The organism is Micromonospora sp. CPCC 205558 (genome assembly GCF_036902955.1).
In the GTDB taxonomy this organism is placed as follows: domain Bacteria; phylum Actinomycetota; class Actinomycetes; order Mycobacteriales; family Micromonosporaceae; genus Micromonospora.
Window position 1 is genome coordinate 1 of the sequence record NZ_JBAKHR010000013.1, and the last position, 16,173, is coordinate 16,173.

Annotated in this window: 16 protein-coding genes and 1 pseudogene; 9 read left to right on the forward strand and 8 right to left on the reverse strand. The window is 72.9% G+C overall.

Translation table 11 applies throughout. The features are described from left to right. A pseudogene (locus tag V6U86_RS17005) lies at positions 1 to 381 on the reverse strand (hypothetical protein); the annotation flags it as partial. A 512-nt stretch (positions 382 to 893) separates the two neighbouring features. Further along, positions 894 to 1,217 (reverse strand): MazG-like family protein, encoded by a 324-nt coding sequence (locus V6U86_RS17010; RefSeq protein ID WP_334504356.1) that lies wholly within the window; start codon positions 1,215 to 1,217, stop codon positions 894 to 896. Between the two features lie 189 nt (positions 1,218 to 1,406). On the opposite strand from V6U86_RS17010, the gene V6U86_RS17015 reads away from it, so the two are divergent. Beyond that, entirely contained in the window at positions 1,407 to 2,777 is a 1,371-nt protein-coding gene (locus V6U86_RS17015; protein WP_334504358.1) for an alpha/beta hydrolase family protein, read from the forward strand. A gap of 58 nt (positions 2,778 to 2,835) precedes the next feature. Here V6U86_RS17015 and V6U86_RS17020 read toward each other — a convergent pair whose 3' ends face one another. Then, on the reverse strand, positions 2,836 to 3,552 hold the full coding sequence (locus V6U86_RS17020; RefSeq protein ID WP_334504360.1) for a hypothetical protein: 717 nt from the start codon (positions 3,550 to 3,552) through the stop codon (positions 2,836 to 2,838). Between the two features lie 263 nt (positions 3,553 to 3,815). Beyond that, positions 3,816 to 4,268 (reverse strand): VOC family protein, encoded by a 453-nt coding sequence (locus tag V6U86_RS17025; RefSeq protein ID WP_334504362.1) that lies wholly within the window; start codon positions 4,266 to 4,268, stop codon positions 3,816 to 3,818. Between the two features lie 58 nt (positions 4,269 to 4,326). Here V6U86_RS17025 and V6U86_RS17030 point away from each other — a divergent pair, with 58 nt between their 5' ends. Further along, on the forward strand, positions 4,327 to 4,452 hold the full coding sequence (locus tag V6U86_RS17030) for a hypothetical protein (RefSeq protein WP_334504364.1): 126 nt from the start codon (positions 4,327 to 4,329) through the stop codon (positions 4,450 to 4,452). 56 nt (positions 4,453 to 4,508) lie between these two features. On the opposite strand, the gene V6U86_RS17035 is transcribed toward V6U86_RS17030, so the two are convergent. Further along, complete coding sequence (locus tag V6U86_RS17035) at positions 4,509 to 5,138, reverse strand: MBL fold metallo-hydrolase (RefSeq protein ID WP_334504366.1); 630 nt, start codon at positions 5,136 to 5,138, stop codon at positions 4,509 to 4,511. After that, positions 5,135 to 6,223: an S-(hydroxymethyl)mycothiol dehydrogenase gene (locus V6U86_RS17040; RefSeq protein ID WP_334504368.1), complete on the reverse strand. Its 1,089-nt coding sequence runs from the start codon at positions 6,221 to 6,223 to the stop codon at positions 5,135 to 5,137. Before V6U86_RS17040 ends, V6U86_RS17035 begins: the two co-directional genes overlap by 4 nt. A 184-nt stretch (positions 6,224 to 6,407) precedes the next feature. On the opposite strand from V6U86_RS17040, the gene V6U86_RS17045 reads away from it, so the two are divergent. Together V6U86_RS17045 and V6U86_RS17050 are read left to right on the forward strand one after the other, a co-directional pair. Beyond that, the gene (locus V6U86_RS17045; protein ID WP_334504370.1) at positions 6,408 to 6,827 is read left to right on the forward strand and encodes a hypothetical protein; all 420 of its coding nucleotides are present in this window, start codon (positions 6,408 to 6,410) and stop codon (positions 6,825 to 6,827) included. Positions 6,828 to 6,846: 19 nt separating this feature from the next. Continuing rightward, positions 6,847 to 8,028: a low temperature requirement protein A gene (locus V6U86_RS17050; protein ID WP_334504372.1), complete on the forward strand. Its 1,182-nt coding sequence runs from the start codon at positions 6,847 to 6,849 to the stop codon at positions 8,026 to 8,028. A gap of 25 nt (positions 8,029 to 8,053) precedes the next feature. Here V6U86_RS17050 and V6U86_RS17055 read toward each other — a convergent pair whose 3' ends face one another. Continuing rightward, a complete protein-coding gene (locus V6U86_RS17055) occupies positions 8,054 to 8,512 on the reverse strand; it encodes a hypothetical protein (protein WP_334504376.1) in 459 nt (152 codons plus the stop codon). Further along, positions 8,512 to 8,991: a hypothetical protein gene (locus V6U86_RS17060; RefSeq protein ID WP_334504379.1), complete on the reverse strand. Its 480-nt coding sequence runs from the start codon at positions 8,989 to 8,991 to the stop codon at positions 8,512 to 8,514. Before V6U86_RS17060 ends, V6U86_RS17055 begins: the two co-directional genes overlap by 1 nt. A gap of 44 nt (positions 8,992 to 9,035) precedes the next feature. Between V6U86_RS17060 and V6U86_RS17065 the strand changes: the two genes are divergently transcribed. The 5 genes from V6U86_RS17065 (at position 9,036) to V6U86_RS17085 (ending at position 16,156) form a co-directional block, all read left to right on the forward strand. Continuing rightward, complete coding sequence (locus tag V6U86_RS17065; protein ID WP_334504381.1) at positions 9,036 to 10,013, forward strand: helix-turn-helix transcriptional regulator; 978 nt, start codon at positions 9,036 to 9,038, stop codon at positions 10,011 to 10,013. Between the two features lie 92 nt (positions 10,014 to 10,105). Further along, positions 10,106 to 10,738 carry an ATP-binding cassette domain-containing protein gene (locus tag V6U86_RS17070; protein WP_334504383.1) on the forward strand — a complete coding sequence of 211 codons (633 nt, stop codon included), beginning with the start codon at positions 10,106 to 10,108 and terminating at the stop codon, positions 10,736 to 10,738. Next, complete coding sequence (locus V6U86_RS17075) at positions 10,735 to 12,012, forward strand: extracellular solute-binding protein (RefSeq protein WP_334504385.1); 1,278 nt, start codon at positions 10,735 to 10,737, stop codon at positions 12,010 to 12,012. Before V6U86_RS17070 ends, V6U86_RS17075 begins: the two co-directional genes overlap by 4 nt. After that, positions 12,009 to 13,775 carry an ABC transporter permease gene (locus tag V6U86_RS17080; RefSeq protein ID WP_334504387.1) on the forward strand — a complete coding sequence of 589 codons (1,767 nt, stop codon included), beginning with the start codon at positions 12,009 to 12,011 and terminating at the stop codon, positions 13,773 to 13,775. Before V6U86_RS17075 ends, V6U86_RS17080 begins: the two co-directional genes overlap by 4 nt. Continuing rightward, entirely contained in the window at positions 13,772 to 16,156 is a 2,385-nt protein-coding gene (locus V6U86_RS17085) for a tetratricopeptide repeat protein (protein ID WP_334504389.1), read from the forward strand. The genes V6U86_RS17080 and V6U86_RS17085 overlap by 4 nt, the downstream gene beginning before the upstream one ends. Positions 16,157 to 16,173 lie beyond the last annotated feature (17 nt).

The following is a 16,173-nucleotide window of genomic DNA, read 5'->3' on the forward strand; positions in this document are numbered from 1 at the left end:
CGAGCTCGGGCGCTGCTGGAACAGGCCCAGCGAGTCGTGGTCGTTCATGTCGCCGAGGTGGCCGAGGTTTTCCAGCTTCGACTCCTGCAGGCTCGTCGCGATCGAGATGACCGCGGCGCGCTCGGGCAGGCCGGCCTTCTTCGTGGCGGCGATGATCGCCTTCACGTTGGCGGTCTGCTCGTCGTTCAGGGTGATGTGCGACTGATCGCCCTGGGTGCCGTGCGGGATCAGCTTGCTGGTGTCGGGCTTGTCAGCCTGCACCGCGACCGCGACCGGCTTGTCGACCGGGTTGGCCACGTGGGCGATCGGGCCGGCGAAGACACCACCGGCGAACGCGAGACCAGCAACAGACAGCATGCTCTTACGGAAGATCGTGTTCATGGGGGTAGCTCCTTCGGGGGTAGGACACCCCAACCGCAAGGGGGAAACAGCGGCAGGGTGTGAGCACCTCGTCCGGCGCTGCACAAACAAAGGGGGGAAGTCTTCGGGCGACCTGCGAGCGGGGGGCTCGTGGCGCCGGGTCCATGTGTAACGACCGGGGGCCGGGGTCATTCCGGGGTTGGCCCAACCCGTCGGCGCCCGTATGGAGGCGGTGCCTGCGGTCGGTCGTGGGGACTGTAACGACCGGACGCCGGCTGGCATTCCAACCTGCGCGACCTGCGACCTGCTCCGTGAGGGCCGGGCCGGCGGGTCGGTGGTGCTGCGATCGTCAGGGTATGTAACGACCCCGACCCGGCCATGATTCCGGCCGGCGGGTGGAGCCCGTCACACCACCGCCGCACAAACGTGACGGACCGCCCGGCCGGCCGGAGGCCTACGGCACCCGGACTCTGGGCGGAACCTCGCATACCGTCGAGGTCATGGCGGCTGAGGTCGACAAGGGGCGACTGGACCTAGGAAGATCCTTGGTCCGTGAGTCGGGAGCGAACCTTTGCGGCGCAGGCGTCGAGGGTGGTTTGCGCGTCCAGCCCGAGGCTTTCGATGGCCACCAACGCGGTGAAGGCGACATCGGCCAACTCCGCCGCGACGTCCTCGCGGGTGTGGGTGACACCTTTGCGCGGATTCTGCCCGAGCAGACCGATCCAGGCGGCTGACGCCTCCCCCGCTTCCTCGGTCAGCTTGAGGATGCGGCAGGTCAGTTCGGTCTGTCCGGTGCCGTTCGCCCCGTCCAGCCAGTTGCGCGACGCACGGGCCGCCGCCCAGATCGACTCGTCCACGGCGACCAGTCAACCCGGTCGACCAACGGCACCGGCGACCGGGTTCGGCCGGACGGTCGTGGTTGAGCGGCCGATCAGCGTACCCATTGACACTGGTCGACGGCGGTTCTAGGTTCAGGACGCTACCGGCCGGTAGGCAGCCGTCCCGCTGGTCGCCCCCGGGCGACATCCGTCCGATGGGGAGCATCGATGCTGTCCACACCCGTTCGTACCCTCCGCCGGCTGCTCGCCGCCACCGCGACGCTGACCCTCGCGGTCGGGCTGGCCGGTGCCGCACCGGCCAGCGCCACCGGTCGCAACGCGAGGGGCGGCGCGCCGCTGCCCGGCTACACCATCGAGAATCCACCGTTGGCCCCGCTGCTCGTGGGCGGCAAACCGACGACGGTACGCCAGGGCGTGCACCGCCACGCCGGGTACATCATCGAGGTCCCCGCCCGGTGGAACGGCGACCTGGTGTTGTGGGCTCACGGCTATCGCGGCCAGGGCACGGTGCTCTCGCCGGAGCCGCCGGCCTTCGGGTTGCGCCAGCGTCTCTTGGAGCAGGGGTACGCCTGGGCGTCGTCCTCGTACGACCGGAACGGCTTCGACATCCGCTCCGGCGTGCTCGGGACGAAGGACCTCGCGGACCACTTCGGGCGGACGGTCCGCCGGCCAAAGCACACCTACGTCGCCGGGGTGTCGATGGGCGGGTACGTCATCGGTCGTTCGCTGGAGCAGTACCCGGGCTTCTACGACGGCGCGTTACCGATGTGCGGGGTGCTCGGTGATCAGACGCTGCTCGACTTCTACCTGGATTACAACCTGGTCGCGCAGGCGCTCGCCGGGGTGCCGGCCTACCCGACGCCGGCTGATTACCTGACCAACGCCGCGCCGCGCATCCAGGTGGCGCTCGGCCTGGCCGGGCTGACCCCCACCGGGCCGGACACCACCACGGATCAGGGCAAGCAGTTGCGGGCGATCACGGTGAACCGCTCCGGCGGGCTACGTCCGGGGGCGGACGCGGCGTTCGCGCTCTGGAAGGACTTCCTCTTCTCGATCAGCGTGCCCACCGGGAGCGGCAACTCCCCCGCCCAGCGGCCCGGCCAGCTCTCCACCAATCTGCTCACCCGTTACACCCCGAACAGCCCGGTCAACGTCAACGCGACGGTGCAGCGCGTCGCCCCGGAGAACGTGCGGCAGCGGCTCCTGCCGACGCTGACCGAGGTGCCGCGGATCGCCGGCCGCCCGAGCGCGCCGGTGCTCAGCCTGCACGGTCTCGGGGACCTGTTCGTACCGTTCAGCATGGAGCAGGCGTACGCCACCGACGTGGCGCGGCACGGTCGCAGCAGGCTGGTGGTTCAGCGGGCGATCCGGGCCACGCAGCACTGCGAGTTCACCCCGGCGGAGGCCGGCGCCGCCTGGGACGACCTGGTGTCCTGGGTACGCACCGGCAAGCGCCCGGCCGGCGACACCGTGACCGACCCGGCGGTGGTGGCCCGACCGGACTACGGCTGCGGGTTCAGTGACCGCGAGGCGTACGCGGCCGGGGTCGGCACCCGCCGCCTCTACCCGGCCTGCTGACGACATGACGACGCCGGCCGGCCCCTGAACGGGACCGGCCGGCGCGGATGTGCGGGTGTCACCAGAGCTGCTGGACGATGTCCGCCGCCTGCTCCTCCCACTGCGCGTACGCGTACGGGAAGGCGGAGACCTGAACGGTCTGCGCGGCGGCGGTCAGCGGCAGGTCCTGCCAGCCGCCGACGTTCTTGAGTGCGGTGAAGAACGCCGTGGCGGCGTACTCCGGGTCGGTGATCTGGTCGGGCGTGCCCCAACCGGACGACGGACGCTGCTGGAACAGGCCCTGCGAGTCGTGGTCGTTGTACGCGCCGAGGTGGCCGAGGTTGTACAGCTTCGACTCCTGCAGCGAGGTGGCGACGCCGATCACCGCGCCCCGGTCACCGACGCCGGTCTTCTTGGCGGCGTGGACGATGGCCCGGGCGTTGGCCAGCTGCGCGTCGTCCAGGGGCACTCGTGACTGTGCGCCCTCGATGCCGTGCGGGATCAGCTGGGCCCGGCTCGGCTTGCCCGCCGGCGGCTTGCCGGTGGCGGAGCCGGTGGTCAGACCCGACTCGACGGGCTGCTGGTCGTTCTGCTGTGCCGAGGTGGCGGCCTTGCCGGTGGCGAGGTCGATGGCGGCGACGGCGCCCTGGTGCGGTCCGGAGGTGACCGGGGCCGCGGTTGCGGTCGGCGCGAGCGCCAGACCGCCGAGGGCGGCCACACCCGCCACGCTCAGCGCGGTCTTGCGGTACGAGTCCTTAGCGATGGCGGGGAGCCATCTAGTGAAGTCGACCTTCACGATGGTTGCCCTTTCGATCGTGCGGAGCGCTCCGGGGTGAACACTCCTCGGGAGATGACCGCGGAAAGGGTTTGGGCTCCGGCGGTACGGGGACACAACCGGGTTCACGTGTCGGGCATTCCGGAAATGCCCGTGGGCCCGCCGGGTGTGAACCGGGTCACGGCATCGAGTCGGACATGGCGGCTCTGCCCGCACAAGGCCAGACGACGGTGACGGAGGGTGTTTTGGGAACGCCGGGCCGGTTTCCGAACGCCAGCCGGCGTCTAGGCCAACACGGTGGGTGAGGTTGCCCCCTCGTCCGGCCCGGGGAGTTCCTGGAAGATGGTGATCTGGAGGCCGGCAGGGGCGTCGAGGCGGGAGTTGAGCGACTGCCACGGGGTACGCGTCGGCGGCGCGATCTCGCTCGCCCCGGCGGCCACCAGACGGGCGGTCGTCGCCTCCGTGTCGTCCACCTCGAAGGCCACCCGGATGCGCGGCGCGACCTGCCGACCCACCTCGACCTCGTCGATCAGGCGTTTCTGTGCGGGGTTGGCGATCTCCAGGGTGGCGCGGCCGGCGTCCAGGATCACCACCCGGGCGTCCCCCTCGCCGCTGAACGCCGCCTCCTCCGACAGGCCCAGCGCGTCGCGGAAGAACGCGACGGCGGCCTCGTGGTCGGCGGCCTCCACCACGAGGCGCAGCTGACGGACGACAGGGGCGGGCGAGTCGGCGGCCATGCGCGGGATCCTAGCGTCGCGGCGCGGCTAGGTTGGGATCGTCCAGGAGGGAGCGAGGATGGTCGAGGCGCTGAATGACGACGCGTACCTGCTGCACCCGGTCGGCCGGGTCGATCTGGAGGCCCTCGACGGCACCCCGATCCTGGACGTCAAAGCGGTGCTGGGCGCGGCCGACGAACGCTGAGCCCGCCGACCACGCACCAACACGTCAGCAGGTCGACGCGCCAGCCAGGGCAGGATTCAGTGGCCGCGGTCCAGCCACTCCTGCAGGTGCGGCGCCTCCGTGCCGATCGTCGTGTCGTCACCGTGACCGGTGTGCACGATCGTCTCCGCCGGAAGGGTCAGCAGGCGGTGGCGGATCGACCGGACGATGGTGTCGAAGTCACTGTACGAACGGCCCGTCGCTCCCGGACCACCAGCGAAGAGCGTGTCGCCGGTGAACACCGCGCCCAACTCCGGCGCGTGGAAGCTGCACGCCCCGGGGCTGTGCCCGGGGGTGTGCAGCACCCGCAGGGTGGTGCCGCCCACCTCGATGCTCTGCCCGTCGTGCAGCTCGCCGTGTGGTGGCAGATGTGGGTGGACCAGGTCCCAGAGGACCCGGTCGGCGGCGTGCAGCAGCACCGGCGCGCCGGTGGCCTCGGCCAGCTCGGGCGCGGCCCGGACGTGGTCGTCGTGGGCGTGGGTGGCCAGGATCGCCCGGACCTGCCGGTCGCCCACCAGGGCGAGGATCGCCGCCACGTCGTGCGGCGCGTCCAGGACGACGCACTCGCGGTCGTCACCGATCACCCACACGTTGTTGTCCACGTCGAACGTCTGCCCGTCCAGGGAGAACGTGCCCGAGGTGACCGCGTGGTCGACCCGGGCGCTCACGGGAACACCACCACCGAGCGGAGCACGTCGCCGTGGTGCATCCGGTCGAAGGCGCTCTCGACCTGGTCGAGCGCGATCTCCTCGGTGACGAACGCGTCGAGGTCGAGTCGGCCCTGCAGGTACAGCTCGGTGAGCATCGGGAAGTCCCGGCTGGGCAGACAGTCGCCGTACCAACTGGACTTGAGGGCGCCGCCCCGCCCGAAGACGTCCAGCAGCGGCAGCTCGATCTGCATCTGGGGGGTCGGTACGCCGACCAGCACCACCGTGCCGGCCAGGTCGCGAGCGTAGAACGCCTGCTTCCACGTCTCCGGTCGACCCACCGCGTCGATCACCACGTCGGCGCCGAAGCCACCGGTGGCGGCACGGATCGCCTCGACCGGGTCGGTCTCGGACGCGTTCACGGTGTGCGTGGCGCCGAACTGGCGGGCCCAGTCGAGCTTGCGGCTGTCGGTGTCCACGGCGACGATCGTGGTGGCTCCGGCGAGGAGCGCACCGGCCACCGCCGCGTCTCCGACGCCGCCGCAGCCGATCACCGCGACCGAGTCGCCCCGGCTGACGTTTCCGGTGTTCATCGCCGCGCCCAGCCCGGCCATCACCCCGCACCCGAGCAGACCCACGGCGGCGGGTCGGGCCGCCGGGTCCACCTTGGTGCACTGCCCGGCGTGCACCAGGGTCTTCTCGGCGAACGCCCCGATGCCCAGCGCCGGGGCCAGTTCGGTGCCGTCGGTGAGGGTCATCCGCTGCTTCGCGTTGTGGGTGTTGAAGCAGTACCAGGGCCGACCCCGGCGGCAGGCGCGGCAGACACCGCAGACCGCCCGCCAGTTGAGCACCACGAAATCGCCCGGGGCGACGTCGGTGACGCCCTCGCCGACCTGCTCCACGATGCCCGCGGCCTCGTGACCGAGCAGGAACGGGTAGTCGTCGTTGATGCCACCCTCGCGGTAGTGCAGGTCGGTATGGCAGACACCGCACGACTGAATCCGGACGATCGCCTCACCGGGCCCCGGATCGGGCACCACGATGGTGGTGACCTCGACCGGCGCGCCCTTGCTGCGGGAGATGACTCCCCGGACTTCCTGGCTCACTTCGCCTCCTGCTGGTGGTCTGCGGCGGGCCGGGTGCCGGGGTGGGCGGGTGTGCCACGGGCTCGGCGCTGGGCCCCCGGCGAACCTACCGCGACCACCACGGCCTGCCCAGCCGGCCCGGCGGGTTATCGCGGGCGGTCCGGGGTACGCGGGCCGCATTCGACCACGGCCAACGGGAGTGACAATGAAATTCGCCCACCTGCCGCTTCGGTTCACCATCGGCGCGTACTTCATCAACTCTGGTCTGGGCAAGCGCAACCTGGAGGGCGGCGCGGCCGAGGGCATGCACGGGATGGCGGTCGCCGCCATGCCTCAGCTCGGTCAGCTGGACTCGACGCGCTTCGCCAAACTGCTGGCGTACTCGGAGATCGCCCTGGGGTCCGCGCTGATCGCGCCGTTCGTCCCGGCGCCCCTGGTCGGGCTCGGCCTGACCGCGTTCGGTGCCGGCCTGGTGCAGCTGTACCTGAAGACGCCGGGGATGCGTGAACCCGGCAGCATCCGCCCGACGCAGCAGGGTTCGGGGCTCGCCAAGGACGTCTGGCTGGTCGGCGCGGGGCTGACCCTGGTGTTGGAGGGGTTGACCCACGGCCGTCGGCGCGGCTGAGGTCACCTGAGGGACTGCGGTGACTCAACCTCGGTCGGTGCGGCCGTTCTACCGGCCGATGCGGCCACACCGCCGCGACGAGCCGCACCGGGCTGCCACCCCGCTGGAACTCTTCTTCGACCTCTGCTTCGTGGTGGCCGTGGCGCAGGCCGCCACCAGCCTGCACCACTTCCTGGCCGAGGGTCACCTCGCCCACGCGGTCACCGGCTACGTGATGGTGTTCTTCGCGATCTGGTGGTCGTGGGTGAACTTCACCTGGTTCGCCTCGGCCTACGACACCGACGACGACGTCTACCGGATCACCACTCTGGTGCAGATCCTCGGGGCGTTGATCCTGGCGGCCGGGGTGCCACGAGCCTTCGGCGACAACGATTTCACCGTCATCACCTACGGGTACGTGGTGATGCGGCTGGCCGCCGTCGTGCACTGGAGTCGAGCGGCGGTCGGCGACCCCGCGCACCGTGCGGCGGCGCGCCGCTACGCGATCGGGGTGACGGTGGTGCAGCTCGGGTGGCTGCTGCGCCTGTTGCTGCCCCCCGAGTGGGGGCTCGCGTCGTTCGTACTGCTGGCGCTGGCCGACGTGCTGGTGCCGGCGGTGGCCGAACGACCCGGCATGACCCCCTGGCATCCGGCGCACATCACCGAGCGGTACGGGCTGTTCACCCTGATCGTGCTCGGTGAGGCGGTGGCGGCCGTCTCGTTGGCGATCCAGGACGGGCTCGACGCTGGGGAACACGACCTCTGGTTGCTCGCGGCGTCGGGCGCGGTCATCGTGTTCGCGCTGTGGTGGCTCTACTTCGATCGGCGCAACGAGGCACCCGATCGGCTGCCGTACTCCCTGGTCTGGGGTTACGGCCACTATCTGATCTTCGCGGCGATCGCCGGGGTCGGCGCGGGCCTGGGGGTGTCGGTGGACCACGCACGACACCTCGCGCACATCTCGGAAAGGACCGCCGGGTACGCGGTGGCCGTCCCGGTCGCCGTCTTCCTGCTCACCGTCTGGGTGCTGCACGTACGCCGCCAGCAGCACGGCGCGGTGGTCGTCGCCTTCCCCGTCGTCGCGCTGCTGACACTGCTCGCGCCGCTCGGCCCAGCCCCGGTGTACGTGCTCGCGGCGCTGCTGGTCGCTCTCGTGGCGGTCACCGTGCTGTTGCGCCGCCGCGACGTGGGGCAGAGTACGACGGTGGCCGCCGCGGCCTGACCGCCTCAGCAGCCGCGGCGAACCCCTAGTCGGACGCCCGGGTGAACGTCATGATCCAGTTGGTCTCCCAGGTCTGCTCGCCGTCGACCGAGAACGCCTGCTCCCAGCGGGCGGTGGTCGCGCTGATGTCCGACCAGATGAACCGGCACCGCACCGGACGCCCCTCGTGCTGGTCGTCGGCGTAGAAGTGGCCGACCCCGTCGACGAAGCGACCCACCATCGGCGGCAACCCCAGCACCCCGGTGTCACTGCTCATCCAGTAGATCGACCACTCCTCGCGAGCCGGGTCGAAGATCCGGATCGTGGCGCCGGCGGAGCCCTTGGTGGGGAACGTGATCTCGTCGAAGTGACCGCCGCCGGTGAAGAAGCCGTGCGCCACCGACACCCCCGGGAACTCCTCCCACTCGTCGGAGCCGACCAGCCGCTTGCGCAGCCGCCGGTTGACGACGTTCCAGGTGCCCACAAAGAAGTCGAAGTCGCCCATCAGCGGCCCACCGGCCCTTCCGCTCGCGTGTCACGCAGATAATCGGTCACGTTCGGGCTCTCCGGCACCAGCATGTGGCGCACCCAGGCGGCCCGCTCGTGCTCCAGCACCGCCAGTTCCCAGACGCAGCCGATCCCCGAGCGGGGGAGGTGCACGAAGTGTGCCGGGTCGTCGTCCGGACAGTCCAGTGCCGGCTGCCCGGCCACCGCGACCCGCACCTCCACCGCGTTGTCGAACATCCAGGTGTACGCCAGCAGGTAGGCGCCGGTGTCCGCGCCCCGGTGCAGCACCACCCAGCCGGCGGCCGGGGTGCCGTCGTCCACGACGTCGGCCAGCAAGGCGGGCAGCAGGTCGTACGCGGCCTTCTCCACCTCCGGTTCGAGCGGCCGTTCCGGCTGGTCGATGTGGTACCGCTTGAGCGGACGACCGTCCACCATGATCGGTTCCGGTGTTCTCAGATCCTTGTCTCGAAAAGCCATGCCGGGACGGTACGACCGGTCCCCTGACAGCTAGTGTCAGTGAAGTGCGGGCCAGTCGACTTCTCTCCGTCCTGCTGCTGCTCCAGTCGCACGGGCGGTTGACCGCCGCGCAGCTCGCCGGGCGGTTGGCCGTCTCCCCCCGCACCATCTACCGGGACGTCGAGTCGCTGCACGCCGCCGGCATCCCGCTCTACGGCGAGGCCGGGCACGCCGGCGGCTACCAACTGGTCGACGGCTGGCGGACCCGCCTCACCGGGCTGACCGCCGAGGAGGCCGACCGGCTGTTTCTCGCCGGGCTGCCCGGCCCGGCCGACGAGTTGGGCTACGGCGACGTGGTCGCGGCGCTGCAACTCAAGCTGCACGCCGCGCTCCCCGCGCCGCTGCGCGACCGGGCGACCCGACTGCAACAACGCTTCCACCTGGACACCCCCGGGTGGTACGCCGACGGTGACGCCTCGCCCGAGCTGGCCCGCACGGCCGAGGCGGTCTGGCGACAGCACCGCGTCGAGGTGCGCTACCGCGGCTGGAACGGCGAGGTGACCCGGGTCCTGGAGCCGTACGGCCTGGTCCTCAAGGGTGGCCGGTGGTATGTGGTGGCCGCCCAGCCCGGCCGGGGCACGCCGGCCACCTACCGGGTCAACCAGATCCTCGCCCTCACCCCGCTGGCGCAGGAGTTCGACCGGCCCGCCGACTTCGATCTGCCGGCCTGGTGGCGGGCGCACGTGGCGGGGTTCCGGGCCCGGCTGCACCGGGGCGAGGCCCACGTCCGGCTCTCCCCCGCCGGGCGGGAGCGGCTGCGCGAGATCGGCAGCGACCCGGTGGTGACCGCGATGGACAGAAGCGCCGGGCCACCGGACGCGCGGGGCTGGGTGAGCGCGGTGCTGCCGATCGAGTCGCTCACCCATGCCCACGGCGACCTGCTGCGCCTCGGCGCCGACGTCGAGGTGCTGACCCCGGTGGCGCTGCGCGAACGGCTGGCGGCCACCGCGGCCGGGCTCGCCGCGCTGTACTCCCCCGCCTGATCAGGGCCGACCCGTTCCACAGTGGAACGGTCGGGGGCTTCGGTTGTCGGCACGATGTGCCACCCTGGGACGGTCATCAACGGTCACCGGAGGTGAGGGTCACGCTACGGCTACGCGCACTGGTCGCCGTCCCCGGCACCGGGCCGGTGACCCTCGACGTTCCCGCCGGCACGCTCGCCGCCCTGGTCGCGCCGCCCCGGTTCGGCACGGCGGTCACCCGGGTGCTGGCCGGGCTCGCCCCGCCGGTGACCGGTCGCATCCTCGTCGGCGACCGGGACGTCACCGGCCTGCCGCCGCCCCGCCGGCAGATCGGCTACGTGCCCGCCGGTGGCGCGCTGCTGCCGCAGCTGACCGTGCGGCGCAACATCGAGTACGGCCAACGCAAACGCGAACGGGTGCACGAGGTGGCCAACGACTGGACGGCCAGCGTGGTCGACCGACTCGAGTTGGCGCTCTCCCTCACCCTGCTGCCGCACCAGATCTCCGCCGCCCAGCGGTTCCGGGTGGCGCTCGCCCGAGCGGCCGCCTGCCTGCCCGAGGTGCTCGTGGTCGACCTGCCGGCCGGTTCAGCTGGCGACAGCCGCCTCGGTGACCTGGTGCCTCGACTCTCCCCACCGGACGCCCCCGGGGTGGCGGTGCTGGTCTGCACCGCCGACCCGGCCACCCTCGCCGAGATACCGGTGCGGCACGAACTGGTCACCGAGCCGAGCGAGGCACCCCGATGAGGCCGCCCGTCCGGGCTCGTCGTCGCACGCTGCTGCGCGCCGCCGCCGCGGGCGCCGCCGCGCTGGCCGCCGGCTGCTCCGGCGGGTCCCGGTCGGTGCAGGTCGCGGTGGTCTGGAGCACCAGCGAGCTGGACCGGTTCCGCGAGGTCGTCGCCGGCTACCCCGGGCGGGTGCAGGTGGTCAGCGCCGGCAACGACATCGACGCGTTCCTGCGCGCCCGACACCTGGCCGGCACCAGCCCGGACGTGGCGATCCTGCCGCGCCCCGGCCTGGTCACCGAGTACGCCCAACGCGGTTGGCTGAGCCCGGTGCGCGCGTCCACCGAGTACGCCGTACCCGCCGGGCTGGGCGAGCTGCTAACGGCCGAGGGCCAGCGCTATGGCGTCTGGGTCAAGGCGGCGCACAAGTCGCTGGTCTGGCACCTGCCCTCGATGCTGCCTGTGCAGCCGGCCGACTGGGACGCGCTGGTCCGGCGTACGCAGGAGCTCGCCGCGCTCGCCCAACGCGACGGCGGCCCGGCGCCCCTGGCCATCGGCGCCGCGGACGGCTGGGTGCTCACCGACTGGTTCGAGAACGTCCTGGCCGACGTTGCACCGGAGAGCTACAACGCCCTCGCCCGGCCGGACGCCGACTGGCAGGGCAGACCGGTGCGCGACGCGCTGGACCGGCTCGCCGGGCTCTGGAGCATCAACGGGGCGTTCGTCGGCGGCGGCCGTCGAGCCCTGCTCACCCAGTACGAGGAGTCGGTGATCCAGGTGGTGCACACGAAGCGGGCGGTGATGCTCGTCGGGGCCGACTTCACCGCCGACGTCGCCGACCCGTTCCAGCGCGGCCCGGAGGCACCGGTCACGTTCCGGTTCCCGGGCACCCAACCGGGCGGCGGCCCACTGATCGTCGGTGGGGACGCGGCCGTGGCGTTCGCCGACGCCCGGGGCGGGGTCGAGCTGGTCGAGTGGCTCACCAGAGCCGACTCGTTCCAGCCGTGGCTGCGCGCCGGCGGCTACCTCTCGCCCAACACCAACGTCACGATCGGCAGCTACCGGGACGCCGTCAGCCAGAGGCTCGCCGAGGAGATGCGGACGCCCCGCACCCTGCGGTTCGACCTCTCCGACCAGTTGCCCGGCGCGTTCACCGGCTCGGACGGGGTCGGCATCTGGCGGATCATGCAGGGCTTCTTCGCCGACGTCACCGACGGGGTGCGCGCCAGCGAGGCGATCCGCCGGGCCACCGGCCTGCTCGCCGCGGCGGCGCGCAGCGCGGGAGGCGGCCGATGAGCCAGGTGCGGGTCCTCGGCGAGCTGGCGGTCCTCGACGACGTCGGGCCGGCCCGGCGGGGTCGGGCCTATCCGGCGGCAGGTGCCACGTCGGCCCTGCTGCTGCCGGCCGCGGTGCTGCTCGGCGGGCTGGTGTTGTGGCCGGTGCTGCGAACCATGCACGCCAGCGTCACCACCGACGGCCGCTGGGTCGGCGCCGCGCACTTCCGGACCGCGCTCGCCGCCCCGGGCACCGGCGCGGTGGTCGGCCGGACGATCCTCTGGGCCCTGCTGGTGCCGGCGGTGGTGACGGCGCTGGGCTATCTGCTCGCCGCCGCGTCCCGCCGCTCCCAGGAAGGCGGCCTGGTCCGGTTGATCCTCCTGGTGCCGGTGGCGTTGCCGCTGGTCGTCACCGGGGTCACCTTCCGGCTGATGTACGACCCGGACCCGAGCCGAGGGCTCGCCACCCTGGTCGCGACCCGACTGACCGGCCGCTCGGTCGAGGACGCGCCGCAGCTGCTCGGGCCGGGGACGGTCACCGTCGCGTTGATGTCGGCGTTCGTCTGGGCCTGGGTCGGGTTGGCGGTGCTGGTCTTCCGGTCCGCCCTGGACGCGGTGCCGCCGAGTCTCGCCGACGCGGTCCGCGCCTACGGCGGTGGGCGTCGCCACGTGCTGTGGGACGCGCAGTGGCGGCCACTGCTGCTGCGGACGACCGCTGTGGTCTTCGCGTTGGTGGCGGTCGGCACCAGCCGCACGTTCGACCTCATCCTGGTGATGACCCCCGGTTCGGTCCGCGACGAGGCGTCGGTGCTCGCGCTGCGGATCTGGCAGACGTCCGGGGGCACCACCACCGGCGACGGTGCCGCGCTCGGCGTGGTGTGGCTGGTGGCGGTCATCGGCGGGATCATGGTGGCCGCGCTCTTCGTCCGGCAGGCCTGGCCTCCGCCGCGTGTCGAGGCGGCTGCGGAGCCCGCTCCCGCCGCCCCGCCCCGCCGGGTGTTCCGGCTGCTCGCGGCGGGTGCCGCAATCGCCTGGCTGGTGCCGATGGCGGTGCTGGTGGCCACGTCGGCGCACGGCAGGGTGGACGCCGCCGCGCGCGGCTGGTGGTCGACCGCGCCGAATGTCGAGTCGTACCGCAACCTGGTCACCGGCACCGAGCTGTGGCGCACGTTGGGCTTCACCCTGCTGTTGGCCACCGCGGTGACGGCCACGGTGCTCGTGGTCGCGCTGCTGGCCGCGTACCCGTTGGCCTGGTTGACCGGGCCGGCCGCGCAGGCCACCGGGCTGCTGCTGCTGGCCGCCAGCGTGGTGCCGATCCAGGTCATCGCCGGGCCGGTCAACGAGGTGTTGGGCCTGGTGCTCTCGTCCGGCACGGCTCAGGGCCTGGCCCTGGTGCACATCGCGCTGGGCGTGCCGTTCGCGGTGCTGGTGCTGCGCAACGCGTTCGCCGACCTGCCGGTCGAGCAGGTCCGCGACGCCCGGCTGGGCGGGCGTCGGTGGTGGCACACCCTGCGCCGGTTGGCCCGGCACAACCTCTCGGCGGTGGTGGCGGTCTCCGTGCTGGAGTTCGTCCAGGTCTGGAACGACCTGGTGGTGGGTCGGCTGTTCAGTGCGTCGGGGGCGTCGCCGCTCGGGCCGTTCCTGGCCGAGCAGACCCGCAGCTTCGTGAGCAACAGTGGCGCGCTGGCCGCCAGTTCGGTGCTCGCCTCGGTGCTGCCGGTGGTGCTCGTGGTCCTCTCCCGGCGGCACCTGGTCGCCGGGTTGGTCTCCGGCGGTGTCCGGTGACCGGTCCGGGTGGTGCGCGCGGTGGCTCGCGCTGGCCGGCGCTGATCGCGATCGGCGGCGTGGTCGGCAGCATCCTGGCCAACGTGGGCAGCAACCTGGCCGGCAATCTGCTCTCCGAGCTGGCGGCCAGCGTGCTCGGGCCGGTGACCACCGTCCTGGCTGCCGGTGGCGTCGTCGGTTACGTGGTGTACGAGGTGCGCCGCCGCCGGGCCGGCCGGGAGGTCGGCCCTGAGCCGACGGAGGTGCTCACCACGCCGGCCACCGGGGCGCCCACCCTGCCGTACACGGCCGAGTTCACCGGACGCGACAAGCACGTCGACGCGGTGGTCGATCTGCTGGCGCGGGAACACGCGGTGGCGGTCCTGGGACGACGTGCGGTGGGCACCTCCGCGTGCGCGGTGCAGGCGGCGAACCGGTGCCGGGAGGACTTCCCGGACGGGCAGTACTACCTGGACCTGCGGCGGCGCGGCCGGCCCCGCTCGGCCCGGCAGGTGCTCACCGCGCTGGCCCGGATCCTGGGCACCGCCCCGCCGACGTCCGGCCGGCCGGACGCGCTCGCCGCCGCCGCCGACGCGCTGCGCGGCCAGCTCGACGGTCGCAAGATCCTGCTGGTGTTGGACAACGTCGACCGCCCCGACCAGGTCCGGCCGCTGCTGCCGCCCACCGCGCGCACCTGCCGCCTGCTCCTCGCCGGTGGTCCGGCGCTGGTCGGTCTGGAAGGTGTGGTCGCGCACTGGATCGCCGAACCGGGCACGTCCGAGGCGGTGGAGCTGTTCGCGACGGCGGGCGGGGCCGCACCCGCCGCCCGGGTCCGGCGGGCCGACCCGCGCACCGACCCGGCGGTACGCGACATCGTCGACCTGTGCGGGCGGCAGCCACGCACCGTCCGCGCGCTGGGTTACCGCACGGCTCAGCACGGCTGGCGGCACTCCGACGTGCTGGACGCGCTGCGCCGCGCGGTGCAGACGCCCCCGCACCAGCGACTCGCCGTCTCACCGGCGGCCCGCCTGGTCACCGAACGGGACATCGCGTACCAGGCGGTGCCCCGCCAGGCCCGCCGGTTGTACCGGCTGATGTCGCTGGTGCCCGCCCCGGTGGACCGGCCCACCATCGCCGCGCTGGCCGGGCGGCACCCCGAGTTGGTGACGGCGCTGCTCGACCGGTTGGCCGCCGCCGCGTTCGTGGTCGGCGCGCCCGGCGACCGGTACGAGATCCGCCCCCTGCTGGCCGGCAGCGCCCGACTGCACCTGCGCGACGCCGATCCGGTGCGGGCCCGGGTCGCCGCGCAGGCCCGGCTGACCCGGCACCTGGCCCGCCGGGCCGAACGGCACGTGGCCAACCTGACGGTGCTCGGCTCCGCCGGGGACCGGGAGTGGTCGCTGCCGCTGGACGACGACCCGTACGGGTGGTTCGACCTGCACCAGGAGCTGCTGCTGGCGGTGGTGCGGGTGCCGGCCGGCGCGAAGGAGACCCTGCCCCGCCGGGTCCGCCGGTGGTGGTTCCGGCTGGCCGTGGCGCTGTGCGGGTGGTTGGCGTACGCCGACCGGCTCGACGAGTGGGAGCAGGTCTGCCGCACCGTGCTGGCCACCCCGACCGCCGACGACCGCCCGGAGATCGCCGGGTGGGCGCACAACGAGCTGGGGGTGCTGCGTCGACGCCGACACGACCCGCAGGGGGCTGCCGCGGCGCTGACCCTCGCGGTCAACGAGCGAGGGCGGCGGGGCAACGCGCAGGCGCGGATGAACCTCGGCCTGGCCCTGCTCGACCTGGGTCAGCTCGACGACGCGGTGGAGCACCTGGAGATGTCCCGCCGGCACCGCTCGGGTGCCGACCGGGCCGGGCACGCCCTCACCGACCTGGGCCTGGGCGCGGCTCAACTGGCCCGGGGAGAACCGGACACCGCGCACCACCACCTGGTGCGGGCGGCCAACACGTTCCGGTCGGTGGGCGACGCGCGCGGGTACGCGGCGGCGCTGACCAACCTGGTGCTGGTGCACGCGGCGCTCGGCGAGCACCTGGACGCCGCCCAGGCGTGGCGGGCCGCGCTGCGCGAGTACGAGTCGGTCAACGACCCGACCAGCCAGGCGACGGCGTTGCTCAACGCCGGGGCGACGCTGCTGAACAGCACGCCGGGGCAGGCGCGCACGGCGTACGAGCTGCTGGCCGAGAGCCGCCGGCTGCGCGAGGAGATGCGCCCGACGGCCGGTCTGGCGCGCACCCTGCTCTACCTGGGCGACGCCTGCGCCGCGCTGGACGACCGGGCCGACGCGCGGCGGCACTGGGCGGACGCGGCGGCGGTCGCCGAGGAGGTCGCCGACGCCCAGGGGTTGGCCGCCGCCGACGCCCGACTCGAGGAGGACGCCGAGCGTCGCGTGACGTAGGTCGCTCGGGTTGGCCG

Bases quoted from the DNA above. Each gene is read 5' to 3' on its own strand.
- V6U86_RS17015 (WP_334504358.1), top strand. From the start codon at position 1,407: ATGCTGTCCACACCCGTTCGTACCCTCCGCCGGCTGCTCGCCGCCACC.
- V6U86_RS17025 (WP_334504362.1), bottom strand. From the start codon at position 4,268: ATGGCCGCCGACTCGCCCGCCCCTGTCGTCCGTCAGCTGCGCCTCGTG.
- V6U86_RS17030 (WP_334504364.1), top strand. From the start codon at position 4,327: ATGGTCGAGGCGCTGAATGACGACGCGTACCTGCTGCACCCGGTCGGC.
- V6U86_RS17045 (WP_334504370.1), top strand. From the start codon at position 6,408: ATGAAATTCGCCCACCTGCCGCTTCGGTTCACCATCGGCGCGTACTTC.
- V6U86_RS17055 (WP_334504376.1), bottom strand. From the start codon at position 8,512: ATGGGCGACTTCGACTTCTTTGTGGGCACCTGGAACGTCGTCAACCGG.
- V6U86_RS17060 (WP_334504379.1), bottom strand. From the start codon at position 8,991: ATGGCTTTTCGAGACAAGGATCTGAGAACACCGGAACCGATCATGGTG.
- V6U86_RS17075 (WP_334504385.1), top strand. From the start codon at position 10,735: ATGAGGCCGCCCGTCCGGGCTCGTCGTCGCACGCTGCTGCGCGCCGCC.
- V6U86_RS17080 (WP_334504387.1), top strand. From the start codon at position 12,009: ATGAGCCAGGTGCGGGTCCTCGGCGAGCTGGCGGTCCTCGACGACGTC.